The organism is Veillonella parvula (assembly GCF_032472435.1).
Taxonomy (GTDB): domain Bacteria; phylum Bacillota; class Negativicutes; order Veillonellales; family Veillonellaceae; genus Veillonella; species Veillonella parvula_N.
Genome location: NZ_JAWEGM010000007.1, coordinates 26,594 through 40,980 on the forward strand (window position 1 = coordinate 26,594; position 14,387 = coordinate 40,980).

Here is a 14,387-nt window from a genome sequence, read left to right on the forward strand (position 1 = left end):
CCTGTATAGGTATTATACGTATAAGGGTTTATTAAATTATAAATAGCAAAATCTTATGTTAGCTTTATTCATTTTTATAAGTTCATTGTTATTTTGATATATGAAAAATTTATTATAATAGCTATAATAGAACTATATGTACAGAAGTACGTTTAGGAGGTGTTAGTTTGATACAAGATTTATTATCTGAGGATAATGTATCCTTTCATTATCCCGCTGAGACGTGGGAGGATGTTATTCGTCATGGTGGTCAACTGATGGTTGATGCGGGTTTTACGGATCCATCTTATACAGAGGCTATGGTTGAAGTAGTTCGCGAAATGGGCCCATATATCGTATTGGCTCCAGGTCTTGCTATGCCACATGCTCGCCCAGAACATGGTGCAAAGCGTGTAGGAACGGCTTTGGTGACATTGGAAAAACCATTGAATTTTGGCAGTCCTGATAATGACCCTGTATCTGTAGCATTATTTTTATGTGCTCCTAATAAAGATGAGCATATTCAATTGTTAACAGATATTGCTACTTTATTTGAGGATGAAGAATTCTTAGATGCGGCCGTTGACTTTGAAAGTATTGACGACGTACAAGCATTCTTGGCAGAGCATTTAGACGAGCAATAAACATTTAGAAGGAGGCAAGTATGATTTCTGTATTAACTGTATGTGGTAATGGTATTGGTTCTAGCTTGATGTTAAAAATGAAAATTGAAGAAATTTGTGCTGAAAATGGTATCGATGCACAAGTTGAATCTATCGATTTTAACGCGGCTCAAGGTCGTAAGGCAGATCTCATCGTAACTGTAAAAGAGTTGGCTGAACAATTTGACGATAAAAATGTTGCTATTGTTCGTAGCTATATTAATAAAAAGAAGATTACAGAAGATGTTCTTGAAGCATTAAAACAAGCTGCTCAATAATATGTAACAATTATATAGGAGGTAGTGCCATGGAAATGGTATTAGAGTTCTTGCGTGATGTGCTGTCTCAACCGGCACTTTTGATTGGTATTATGTCATGTATAGGCTTGATCGCCTTGAAACGTCCGTTTCATAAAATAATGACGGGCACATTAAAACCTATTCTCGGGTATTTAATGTTAGCTGCAGGTGCGGGTGTTATCGTTAGCAATCTTGACCCATTGGGAAAAATGATTGAACATGGATTCCATATTACTGGTGTAGTGCCAAATAATGAAGCTATTGTAGCTGTTGCACAAAAGGTACTTGGCGTTGAAACAATGTCTATTCTTGTTGTAGGCTTATTGATGAATTTATGTATTGCACGTTTCACCAAGTTTAAATATGTATTTTTAACAGGTCATCACAGCTTATTTATGGCATGCCTTATGTCTGCCGTACTTGGTACTGCAGGTTTATCTGGTATGGAACTCATACTTGTAGGTGGTTTCTTAATGGGGGCATGGTCTGCCATTTCTCCAGCTATTGGTCAAAGTTATACTTCCAAAGTGACAGATGGTGATGAAATTGCCATTGGTCATTTTGGTAGTTTAGGCTACTATTTATCAGCTTGGGTTGCCAAATATGTTGGTAAAGCTGAAGATAGTACAGAAGATATTGAAATACCAGAAAAATGGGGCTTTTTACGGGACTCAACATTATCTACAGCATTAACTATGATCGTATTTTACCTAATTGCGGCATTTGCAGCAGGTTCCGAATTTGTCGCTACTTTATCAGGTGATATGAGCCCATATTTATACGCTGTTATGAGTGCTATGAATTTTGCTGTTGGTGTAACAATCGTATACTCAGGTGTGCGTATGATCTTAGGTGATTTGATTCCTGCATTCCAAGGGATTGCTACAAAAATTATTCCTAATGCAATTCCAGCTGTAGACTGTGCCGTATTCTTCACCTATGCTCCAACTGCGGTTGTATTAGGCTTCCTTAGTTCCTTCATCGGTGGTATCATCGGTATGCTTATCCTTGGTGCTGTAGGTGGCGTATTAATCATTCCTGGTCTTGTGCCACACTTCTTCTGTGGTGCTACAGCAGGTATTTATGGCAATGCTACTGGTGGTCGTCGTGGCGCAGCGGTAGGTGCTTTCCTAAATGGTTTGGCTATTACATTCTTGCCAGCTTTGGCGTTGCCAGTTCTTGGTCAATTAGGCTTCCAAAATACAACCTTTGGTGATGCGGACTTTGCAGTGATGGGTCTCGTATTAGGTAATGCTTATGAATGGGTAGGTATGGCTGGTATTTATGGCATTGTAGCTATTGCCGCTTTAGTACTTATTATTCCTAACTTTATTAAAACAAAAGGTAAAGTTATTAATTATGTAGAAGAGGATTAATGAAAAAAACTGAGCAACATCGTAATGTAGTTGTTCGATATGTATTCCTGACTATTGGGGCCATAAGTTTTGCCCTTGGTACAGCAGGTATCGTACTACCACTATTGCCAACAGTTCCTTTTTATATGCTAACGTTATTTTGTTTGGCTCGTGGATCTGAACGACTCCATAAAATGTTTTTGGCGTCTAGTTTATATCAAAAGACTGTTGCTGCTTATGAACGCGATAAAGCGTTGACATTGCGGGCAAAGTTGTCCATTCTCGTATCCGTTAGTGCCATAATGACAATTGGTGCCTATTTTAGTCAAGATATGCCTATTGCTCTAATGGTTATGGGCATTATATGGGTAGCTCATGTCATAGCATTAGCTTTTATTATTAAAACAAAAAAATAGAAACTTATATCCTTAGTTTTGAATATAGCCTCATGAATTAAGTTCTTGTAGTTTAATTTATGAGGCTTATTTTATAGCACACTAACTATATCTTAATGATGATATTAATTATTCTATATTACTAAAGCTAACTAGCTTATATTTTTAAATATAAAATGAATTATTACTATTTTGAAGTTGACAATGACTATCAATAAGTATACTATAATATAATATTATTAATTTATGTTTATAGAATTTGTGTATATGGTGATAGTATGAATCCACATAATCATGCGGCCTCACATGCTGGAACATCTATGTCAAGGTATACGGTGTTTGACGGTATCGATCTAATGTTTCTAGATGTGAAGCAAGAGACGATTCAATTTTATGCTAAATCACATACCAAGACGTTTGCTATAAATCACTGTGAAGAGGGGCGCATAGAGTGCAAGTTTTCATCTGGTGAGTATTTATATATGGGGCCAGGGGATATGTCGTTAGGTTGGCATATACGCTCTGATTATCAACATGAAAATTACTTTCCTACAAAATTATTTAAAGGAATTGTATTATTAGTAGATGTTGAAAAAGCTCAACCCGTATTAGATGCACTTGTTAGTGATTCTCGAATTGATTTGACTGAGTTGGCCAATCGGTTTTGTGAGCATTCTGATTTTGGTATGATGATGGAAGAAACGGAAACTGTTCGTCACATTTTTTCCAGTTTATATAATGTGTCAGATCAAATAAAAGAGCACTATTTTAAATTAAAAGTGATTGAAATCTTTTTATTATTATCTGTTATCTCTACAGCTAATCCTGAAAAGAGAAGTACCTATAGAAAGCAACAGGTAGATATTGTAAAAGCTGTAAGTGAATATGTATCAACACAGTTTATGAAGCGTATTACTATTGATTCCTTGTCTGAACAGTTTGATATTCCTACATCTACCCTGAAACGTTGCTTTAAAGGTGTATTTGGTACAACCATACATCAATATCTAAAAGAATGTCGTATTAATGCGGCGAAGCGATTGCTTCAAGACTCAGATCAGTCTATTTTAGAAATCGCTAATGCGGTAGGGTATGAGAATGGTAGTAAATTTACTAGTGCATTCAAAGAGGCTACTGGTGTAACGCCAAGTGCTTATCGTAAGGTCTAAATAATTTGGACCTTATATTATCCTAGCTAAAAATTTTTGTGCTTTAGGCTAAGTTTGATAGTCTATGAAAATTAAATATTGTCCTAAACGTATATTTTTGGTCTATTCGGAGTAGATATGTATAATACACTTTGCTACTATTAAACCTGTAAATGATTTTCAATGTCATTTGGTTATAGTGGTAAAGTGTATTTTTATATGCATGGTTAAATATATGTGTGGAGGAAATTTAATGAATAGGAGTTGGGTGCGGGCAAGGAGATATGTCATACTATCCTGCGCAGTAGCGTGCTGGTTGCAAATGCCGGTGGTTATGGCGGACAATGCGACTGTAACAACCGATGTGGTTCATGTTCGCGGTACATGGGCTGAAGAGCAGGCAAAACAAGAGTCTCAACAGACGACGATTATCACGAAGAAGGATATTGTCAAAAAGCAGGCAAAATCCGTAGAAGATATTGTATTTTCCGAAACTGGCGTATCTAGAACCGTCGATTCGATGGGGCGCGTCGGCGTATCTATCCGTGGAGCGGATCCTCGTCATACCTTGATTCTTGTGGATGGACAGCCTGTGATGGGCGACCTTGCCAAATATCAAGGTGCTGGTGATGAATTACAACGTCTCGGTACAGAAAATGTGGAACGTATAGAAATTATCCAAGGTGCAGCCAGTGCTAAATACGGATCCGATGCCATCGGTGGTGTTATCAATGTTATTACCAATAAACCGCGTAAGACCGCTGGCCTTCAGTTTAATGGGGAAGGTCGTAGAACTAAAGGCGACGGTGATATCGTACCGTTTTCCAATTTCTTTATGCGCGCTGATTCCGGCTCATTAGGTAAGTTAAAAGTTAATATTCACGGTAGTAAACGTGATATTATGCCTATTTATGCTAGCGAGCGGCGTCGTATCAGCGCTATGACCAATGATGAAGATCACGGGTTTTTAAAGAATTCCCTACGATATTACGGTACAAATTCCAATATAGGTTTGGCCGCTACGTATGATATTAATGATAAACAGTCTTTGGGAGTCCGTATCGATAGGTATAATGAAGACTTGGAACGATATGTAAAGCGCAGTACTTCTTATTTGGAACCTCAGGTTCATTACAAACGGGATTTAGATAGGAACAATCTTAATTTGACGTATACTGGTCAGGACAATAAGAGTTCGTGGAAAGCGGAGCTGAATTATACTCGGACCAAAGAAGATGATGTAACATTAACCAGTGACTACGGGAACAGTACCTATGAAGGGAAAAATACATTAAACTATGTGGATAATGTAGATCATCGTCAATGGAGCGTAACACTCGGGGCAGATACGCAAGTCAATAAGAAACATCTCTTGTCTTATGGTATTGGGTTTATACGGGAGACAGGCGAAGGTAGCAGACTTAAAAATGCGCCTCATACCTATAAACGGCATATCGACCCCTGGGATTATGATAAAAGTCTGGCAGTAAAAAACGGTGTTCCCTCATCCACAATTTATGACCATTCTTTCAGAAAAAACGAGGCCGGTGTAGAGCAGTGGAATAAGGAGAAAGAATGGTATAACGGAGATAAAAGCAAGCCAAACACATTGCCGGAATTTACTTATGAAGAATATCTTCAATATTTGGATCCCCAGGCGGGGATTGATTCAGCGGCCGCAATGGGGCTTGTGGACGGCCCCGTGACGGAGCGTACGCTGAAAAAACGGAATCCTGAAGCTTATGCGCGATATCAGCAGTTTGCTAAACGTTTATTAGCGGAGAATAAAGAATTTATTGAAGACTATCATTTTAATAAGGAGGGCCGAAAAGATGAAAACGGTAAGTATTATCCAGCACTTTATGATGCCTATTTACCGAGCTTTTACTATGGCGCCGTACCGGATTTTGATTCTACGAAGTTGAAATTAAATGGAGCTTATTTTAAAGAAGAGTATTTAAAACGCGTTAATCAACAGACCGCAGGACGTGCAGAGATCAAGAAACAGAATTTCTTTATTCAGGATACGTGGCAGGTTAATAAAAATACTACTTTATCACCAATTATAAGACTGGATCATAGTGATTTATTTGGCTCTAACTGGTCGTTTAATTTCGGTATGACTCATAATGTACATGGAAATGTACACCGCAGATTAAAGGCTAATGTGGGTACCAGTTATACGGAACCTGGTATGGGCGAGCTGTATTATAACTGGGAAATGTATGGCCCAAATATTACAAATGCCACAATCGGTGGCGGTGAAGCCCGATTAGGTTGGTATTGGGTCGGAAATCCGAACCTTAAACCAGAGAAATCCATGAATTTCGACCTCTCTTTGGAAGGGGAAAATAAAAATACCTATGGTAAAGTAACCGTATTCCATAATAATATTCGGAATTATATGTCGATTTACAATACGGGATATTTGATGGATTTTTATCCTCAGTATGATGAATCTACCACATATGGAGCGGCGAAATTTGCTCATGCACCAGATATGATTTACAGTTTCCGTAATATCGGCAAGGCCCAAATTACGGGACTTCAATTTGAAGTTAAACAAACTTTGAATAAACACTGGAAGGCCCGTTTGGGATATACGTATTTACGAGCGCTTAATAAGAGCGATAAAGATATGCCTCGTGAATTACTGGATAAACCTCGTCATAAAGTGGATATCGGTGTGGATTTTGAGGATAAGGCTAGCGGATGGAGCGGTAGTCTGTGGGGAGATTATTATATTCATATGCTGGATAGTAACTCCTTGTCTGGTGGCGGTAATTATATGGTATCTTATATTGATCCTAATAATTCCGATCGTTCCGTTATCAGATATAATTTGAATAATAGAAAAACCGCCGATATGTATGAACATAAAACTTATGGCATATGGAATTTGATGATTCAAAAGAAGATTGATAAGGATTCACGAATCTATTTCGGTATTGATAATCTCTTTAATCATCGTGATGATGATCGGGCTTTATCGGCTCGAGTATATCGTATCGGATTAAATATGAAATTCGGTTTCGGTTCAGGTGAAAGTAAAACGAAACTTACGAAGGAGCAGTTTGAATCGTTACCTCCGGTTATGCTGCAGGATTTTATTACGCGTCCTTTCGATACAGACAGAAAACGAGGTATGGAACTTGTAGGTGATTATCGTGTACGTAATGACAGTCATCTTGGATCTGATCGTCCTGCTACGCGGGTGACTGCTACAAGTTACGTATCCGACGAGGCGGCAAAGAATCTGGCGGACCGCAAGGAACATGGCTTGAATCAACGTATACGTGTCGGTGTCGATGCTCGTATTAACGATAATACGAATGTACGTGTTGTGGGTAGTGCTTCTGGCCAAGCTGGTGTAGATAGCAGTCATGAAACAGAAGGCTCTAAAGGTTTTAATCATCAACGTCTCGAAGAACTAGATGTAACACATCACGGTTCTAAATGGGATCATAGTGTTGGTCGTATTACTGAATCTATGGGGGTTACAGGTTATTGGTTTAATAAGGAATATGACGGCCTTCGTAGTGTTTGGACGAATAAGAATACTCAAGTCCGTATCGGTGTGGGGACCTTTAAACATAGTATGGGAATTAGCGACAGTGCTTATACTCATGCTATTTATACGCATTTTAAACGGGTTCCAACGGTAGAGGAATTCTTAGGTGTTACTATGGATTCGGACGGTGCCAATAAGGAACTCATCGTACCAAACGCAGGGAATACTATTAATTTCTACCAGCAATTAAAAGCCTTGCGCGATAAGGAAGGCATCTTAGATGCGGAGGTAGGTACATTAAAGAAGAAAATCGACGATATGACTTCCGATATCTGGTCTAAAGAATTTATTGACGGCATGTCCGCGGATCAACTGGCTCCATTAAAAGCGGAGTTGGCAAAGTTGGAAGCATCTTTGCCGGATGTGGAAGCTCGTGTGGCGAAAGAACGGGAACCGTTGCGAGCTGCGCAGTTTGATGTGTTGCGCCGGATGCAGGAGATCGCGGTGAAAGCTTATGGTGTGGATGCGGCTAAACAGACTGTATCGATTAAGATGCCTGATGTGTCAGTAACGTATTCTTATAAATCGCGATACTATGATGAAGATGATGAACAATGGTATGAAGACGAACGTACTTTCACTCAGAAAATAGCACCGGGAACGATTGGGCTTGATAAGAAAAACCCATTGTTTGAAATGAAGTTGAGTGATACCACTGTTCTTTCCAATGGTGGAAAAACGTTTATTTCAAATTGGTACAATCAGAATAAGGCGGCTATCGTGGAGGCGTATCGTGCCAAGGCGAAAGATATAGCAACCTATAGCTTTGGCAATAATCCGTACATGATGAAATTTGAAGATAATGCCTTTGACGGGCTGGACAAGTCTATTTATAAGGCGAATGTCGTTGATATTAACGACTCCGGCACGTCTGGTCTTATTAACGTAAAAGGAAGTGCCTATTATCCTTCTATGATAGCTTCGTACTTTAATAGCTTGGCCCGAATGCTTGAAAAAGCGGACGGCAACAGTCGTTTGCCGAGAGAGGCGCTAGGCAAATATACAGGTGCTGTTATTCCTTCAATAGGTGTCGTATTGGAGCGGGATACAATTCCACCAATTGAAAAGGCTACCTATGTTCAAGTTAAACATATGGTAACACCTAGACTTGGCTTAGCTGCGTGGTACTTACGCTCCTTTGGCGGTAGTGACTATCGCTTCTATACGGCGAATGGTAATGCTACAGAAGCGCATGAATTCAACAATATGGCTAATGTTTTCGGCGTTGGAGCTAAGTATCAATTAAATCATAATGTAAGTGTTTCCTTCGACTATGGACAAAACCGTAGTGACTTTGGTCGCTTCATGAATGGCAATACTCATTATGACCATAAGGCTGGATCCTCTCAATTCGATATCAAGGGCCGTGACGTAGGTGGTGTACCTCATTTTTGGGCATTGCGCTTTGATGTTGGTCGTGCCGATATGAATAAACCTGGTTCTTGGAATGCCTATGTAGACTATAAATACTTTGCCCATGGTTCCTTCTTTGGTGGCAATGGTACAGAGGCTGTTCCTGACCGTTACTTAGATGGTATTAAGAGCTTTACCTTTGGTGGTGGCTATGTGCCAACTAAAGATCTTCTTTTACAAGCATTCTATACATTTGATGCAAAAGGGATCAATAAACGAGATACCTTATATGGATCTGAAAACTTTAAACTTGGGAATTATACTCGTTTCCAAATGACGTATAAATTCTAAAAATTTATATCCGATTTGTCCGAAACGTATATTTTTGGTCTATTCGGAGTAGATATGCAAGATACACTTTGCTAACATTAAAATGTGAATGATATTCAATGTCATTAATGTTGGTGAAGTGTATCTTTTTAATTTTTGTGTGGGAGATACAAGACATATGTTTAGTTATAAGTTTAGGAGGGCATAATGAACCGGTGGGGACATACAAAGCGTACCATAATCCTGTCTAGTGCAGTTGCCTTGTGGCTTAGCGCACCTCTAGTGGTTTGGGCAGATAATGCGACTGTCACTACAGATGTTGTTAATGTGAAAGGCACATGGGCAGAAGAAGAAGCAAAATTGAACTCACAGCAAGTGCAAATCATTACCAAGAAAGAGATTGAAAAGAAACAGGCGAAGTCCGTTGAAGACATTATTTTTACGCAAACAGGCGTATCTAGAACAGTTGATGCTATGGGGCGTGTGGGCGTGTCCATTCGCGGTGCAGAAGCGCGTCACACTCTTATCCTCGTAGATGGTCAACCAGTGCTAGGTGATTTTGATAAGTACTCTGGTGCGGCCGATGAAGTACAACGTTTGGGTACAGAGAACGTAGAGAGAATTGAAGTTATTCAAGGTGCGGCTAGTGCTAAATACGGATCTGATGCAGTAGGTGGTGTAGTTAATATCATCACTAAAAAAGCACAAAAGAAACCATCCGTACAATTTAATGCTGAAGGCTTGCGTCGCAAGAGCGATGGCGATGTATTTCCGTTCCAAAACTTCTTCATTCGTGCCGATTCTGGTCAAATGGGCAAGTTAAAGGTTGGTTTATCAGGTAGTAAACGAGATCTTATGCCTGTTCTAGCATCTGTTAAACGTCGTGCCTCTGGGATGGCCTTTGATTATGCAAAACATAACTTCAAGCCAAATGTACTTCGTTACTATGGTGATGCGGCAGATATCGGTCTTGTAGCGACCTACGAGGCAAATGATAAAAATAAGGTGGAATTGCGACTTAATCGGTACACGGAAGATCTTGTACGCGATGTTAAGCATTCCGACTCCGATTTAGAGCCACAGCAACACTTCAAACGTACCGCAGATCGTAATACAGCTAACCTGCAATGGTCCTCTAGAGCTGGAAAGAGTGACTGGACTGTAGAAACTAATTACTCTCGTATTAAAGAAAATGACGTAGCGCTCATTAACTATACAGGTCGTTCCGCTTATGAAGGCTCTAATGAGTTGCGTTATATCGATAACATCGATCATCGTCAATTAGATATTCGAGTAAATGCTAATACGCAAGTCAATAAAAATCATTTGCTAAGCTATGGTGTTAGCTATGCTCGTGAAGAAGGTTCTGGTAGTCGCTTAAAGAGTTCTCCTAATACAAGTACGATGTACATTGATCCATGGGATTACGATAAAAGCTTGTTAGTAGACCGCCTTGATCGTCTCGTGCGACGTAAAGGCGATAATAGTATTAAAGTTTACTCTCACATCCATGACTATAAATTCATTAATTCCGGTGGCGGCATGCCGCAATGGGATATGGATTATGAATACTATGGGGCTGAAACAAAGGCACAAAAGCCGGGCATTACGTACGATGATTATGTGAATTATGGTTTATCGGAAAGCAGACTTAGTGAATGGTCAAGCACATCGCCGAATAATCAACCCGTAACGGATGAATTTAAGAAGCGATATTATGCTTTGGAAAATCGGTTGAAATCGGAAAATCCTGAAATGGCGGCACATCGTGCAAACATCGTAGGTGACTATTTTAAATATGGTGAGTCTAACGATCCAGAAATGCGTAAGAAAGCGCCTAAGCTAAATGGTAAGGCTTTCTTGGAAGAGTACCGTAATCGCGACCAACGCTTGACTACTGGTAGTGGTACGATTCGTAAAATAAACGCTTATATTTCTGATACATGGCAAGTTAATAAGAATTTAACATTGTCTCCAATTGTGCGTTTTGATAATAGTAGCTTGTTTGGTTCTAACGTATCTGCATCCTTGGGTATGACATATAACGTTAACGGTAATACACATCGCAGATTTAAAGCCAATGTAGGTACTGGTTATACAGAACCTGGTATGGGCGAATTGTGGTATAACTGGGAAATGTATGCTTCTAACCCTGTAGGGATTGGGGTAGCAAAACTCGGTTGGTATTGGGCTGGCAATCCTAATTTGAAACCAGAAAAATCGGTCAATTTCGACATGAGTTTGGAAGGTGAAAATAAAAATACATATGCACGCGTAGGTGTATTCCATAACCGTATTAAGAACTATATGTCTGTATACTTCACTGGTGATTTTATGGACTTCGCACCATATCTTAAAGGTGATGCGAAATACCAACGTGCACCGGATATGATTTACAGCTTTAAAAATATTGGTAAAGCTGAAATTACAGGGTTGCAAGCGGAAGTACAACAAAAATTCGGCAAATGTTGGTCTGGTAAATTAGGTTATACATATTTACACGCCATCAACAAAAGCGATCCATCCATGCCACGTCAATTATTGGATAAACCAATGCACAAAGTTGATATTGGCATTACTTATGATAACCCTAAATCCGGTTGGAATGGCTCCATCTGGGGTGATTACTATATCAATATGCTTGATAGTAATACTCTTAATAACGGTGGTAACTACTGGCCAGATATCTTATCTGGTGATGCAGGCGTTTATAAGAAACAAATGTATGAAAAGAAAACATTTGGCATTTGGAATGTAATGATTCAAAAACGTTTCAATAAAAATGCCATGATGTATTTCGGTATCAACAATATCTTTAACCATCGCGATGATGATCGTGCTACACAAGAACGCGTATACCGCATGGGTGTTAACCTTAAATTTGGTGGTGGCGATAGTAGTAAAACTACAGCCATCGGCAAAACTAAGGATGGTTCAAAAGTTAATGCTACAGGGGTTAATGTAGCTAATGGTGAAGTGGTAAATTCTGAATCTGGTGTACAAAACGTAGCTGATGTAGTTCGTTTAACTGACTTTATTCGTTCTGATTTTGATACTACTAAAGAACGTGGTATTACAATGGTTGGCGACTATAGAGCGCGTTGGATGGCACATGATGGTTCTAATAGACCGCAATCTCCATTTAGAGCAAACTCTGCTATCGGTTCTGCAAAAGCTAATATGTACGATGCTAATCGTCATAGTTTTGAACAACGCTTACGTCTTGGCTTTGATGCTCGACTCAATGAGTTCACAAACCTCAAGGTTATTGGCAGCATGAGTGGTATGAGTGGAGTAGATACAAGCTGGACAAAATCTGATTCCAAAGGTCTCAATCATCAACGACTCGATACAGTTGATCTTACAAGACGAGTTAAAAAATGGGATGTATCAGTGGGGCGTTTAACTGAGCCTATGGGCGTTAGTGGCTACTGGTTTGGTCAATCATATGATGGCGTTCGTGCTGTTTGGAATGGCCATGATTCTCAAGTTCGTATTGGTGTTGGTACTTTCAAACATAGTACAGGTATCACTGATTCTGCATATACACATGCAGTGCATAAAGTTATCTTTAGACCACCAACAGCAGCTGAATTGATTGGTATCAATCGTGATGATTATCCATATGATATCAACAGTGCTACAAAATCTGGTTCAGATGGTGAAAGAAAAGATTCTGATGCTCCGGCAGCACCAGATAGTCCTAATGGCATTTATGATTCGACTTATAAAGGCAAGACTAATAGCCTTTATTTCTATCAACAGCTTAAAGATTTGCAAGATGAATATGAAGCTTATAAGGCTACATTAAATCTAAATTGGAGTAATCCAAACCGCGATCAAGAAATTGAAAAGGCTAATGCTAAGTTAGTAGAAACACAACAAAAACAATCTCAAGTTATGAGTCGTTTACAAGATATTCTTACAAAAGCATATCCTAAAGAGATGGCTGAGAAAAAATTCTCCCTCGATATTCCATCTGGTGGATATACAATGTACGAAATTACTAATAAGAAAACAGGGGAAAAACTCTATAAGACTGGTGATCTTATGTATAATGTGAACTCTCCGTTATACCCTGAATATCTAAAAGATAAGGCTAAAGGACTTATCGTACCTACTGATAATAAAGAAGCTTTGGTAAACCCTAAGGGTTATGTTGATAAACATGGTAATGAGATTAATCAATCCATTTCAGAAATTGCTAAATATAATGCCACAGATAATTGGAAGAATTATAATAATGGTTCGCTTGATGAGGTTTGGGTAAAACAAGCTGATGGTACATTTAAGAGATCTTATGATTACTATGGTCAACCATCTAGTGATTACGAATTTACTGGTTTCTTAGGGGCTAAGACTTATAAATATGATAGTGGTAAATACGTATTTAGCGATTATGATGCTAAAGAGGCCTTATATAAGAAGAACTTTACAATGTCCTATAACGATTATGGTGAAGGTGGTTCTTATTATGGTTGGGGCATGCCAAATGCTATGTATAACTATATGTATAATCTTGAAAATGTTGTACATGATGCAGAGTCTGAAAATAAATTACCACGCGAAGCAATCGGTAAGGTCATTGGCAACTTGATTAGAACAGAAGGTGTAGTTCTTGAAAAAGATACTGTACCAGCCATCGATAAGGCCGCATTTATTCAATACAAGAAACAAATTGGTGCTCGTCTTGGTTTACAAGCTTGGTACTTACGTTCCTTTGGCGGTAAAACACATACATATTTAAATGCTAATGGAAACAGTAATGATGAATACAGCTTCTCCAATGTAGCTCATGTATTTGGTATCGGTGCTAAGTATCAACTTGGTGCTAATGCAGCTGTTACGGTTGATTATGGTCAAAACCGTTCTAACCTAGGACGTTACCTCAATGGTAATACCATATATCAACATGAACGTGGCACAGCAGACTTTACTCTAAAAGGTCACCAAATGGGCGGCACACCACACTTCTGGATGGCTCGTCTAGATATTGGGCGTGCTGATCTAGATGTTCCGAAATCTTGGAATGCGTTCATCGATTACAAATACTTTGAACATGGTTCCTTCTTCGGTGGCAATGGTACGGGCGCAGTACCTGATCGTTATTTAGATGGTGTTCGTAGCTTTACATTTGGTGCCGGTTATGTACCGCGTAAGGACTTGCTTCTTGAAGCATTCTATACATTTGATGCGAAGGGCACTAATAAACGAGATACTTTATATGGTAGTGAAAGCTTTAAGTTAGGCGATTATACACGAATTCAAGGGACCTATAGGTTCTAATGCTCAGTC

At 39.1% G+C, this 14,387-nt stretch carries 7 protein-coding genes; all 7 read left to right on the top strand.

Annotation, left to right across the window (positions count from 1 at the left end; translation table 11 throughout):
- Positions 1–167 precede the first annotated feature (167 nt).
- The 7 genes from E7A03_RS08885 (at position 168) to E7A03_RS08915 (ending at position 14,378) form a co-directional block, all read left to right on the top strand.
- On the top strand, positions 168–623 hold the full coding sequence (locus E7A03_RS08885; protein ID WP_004696688.1) for a PTS sugar transporter subunit IIA: 456 nt from the start codon (positions 168–170) through the stop codon (positions 621–623).
- A 20-nt stretch (positions 624–643) separates the two neighbouring features.
- Positions 644–919 (top strand): PTS sugar transporter subunit IIB, encoded by a 276-nt coding sequence (locus tag E7A03_RS08890; protein ID WP_004696686.1) that lies wholly within the window; start codon positions 644–646, stop codon positions 917–919.
- A 29-nt stretch (positions 920–948) separates the two neighbouring features.
- Positions 949–2,316, top strand: coding sequence for a PTS ascorbate transporter subunit IIC (locus tag E7A03_RS08895; protein WP_004698733.1), 1,368 nt, complete (start codon positions 949–951; stop codon positions 2,314–2,316).
- Entirely contained in the window at positions 2,316–2,711 is a 396-nt protein-coding gene (locus tag E7A03_RS08900; RefSeq protein ID WP_316074034.1) for a YbaN family protein, read from the top strand. The genes E7A03_RS08895 and E7A03_RS08900 overlap by 1 nt, the downstream gene beginning before the upstream one ends.
- Positions 2,712–2,968: 257 nt before the next feature.
- Complete coding sequence (locus tag E7A03_RS08905) at positions 2,969–3,859, top strand: helix-turn-helix transcriptional regulator (protein WP_156697019.1); 891 nt, start codon at positions 2,969–2,971, stop codon at positions 3,857–3,859.
- 232 nt (positions 3,860–4,091) lie between these two features.
- Entirely contained in the window at positions 4,092–9,113 is a 5,022-nt protein-coding gene (locus tag E7A03_RS08910; RefSeq protein ID WP_316074035.1) for a TonB-dependent receptor plug domain-containing protein, read from the top strand.
- Between the two features lie 186 nt (positions 9,114–9,299).
- Positions 9,300–14,378 (top strand): TonB-dependent receptor plug domain-containing protein, encoded by a 5,079-nt coding sequence (locus E7A03_RS08915; RefSeq protein WP_316074036.1) that lies wholly within the window; start codon positions 9,300–9,302, stop codon positions 14,376–14,378.
- The last annotated feature ends 9 nt before the right edge of the window (positions 14,379–14,387 follow it).

Coding starts and splice junctions, on each gene's coding strand:
- E7A03_RS08900 (WP_316074034.1), top strand. CDS start 2,316: ATGAAAAAAACTGAGCAACATCGTAATGTAGTTGTTCGATATGTATTC.
- E7A03_RS08905 (WP_156697019.1), top strand. CDS start 2,969: ATGAATCCACATAATCATGCGGCCTCACATGCTGGAACATCTATGTCA.
- E7A03_RS08890 (WP_004696686.1), top strand. CDS start 644: ATGATTTCTGTATTAACTGTATGTGGTAATGGTATTGGTTCTAGCTTG.
- E7A03_RS08915 (WP_316074036.1), top strand. CDS start 9,300: ATGAACCGGTGGGGACATACAAAGCGTACCATAATCCTGTCTAGTGCA.
- E7A03_RS08895 (WP_004698733.1), top strand. CDS start 949: ATGGAAATGGTATTAGAGTTCTTGCGTGATGTGCTGTCTCAACCGGCA.
- E7A03_RS08910 (WP_316074035.1), top strand. CDS start 4,092: ATGAATAGGAGTTGGGTGCGGGCAAGGAGATATGTCATACTATCCTGC.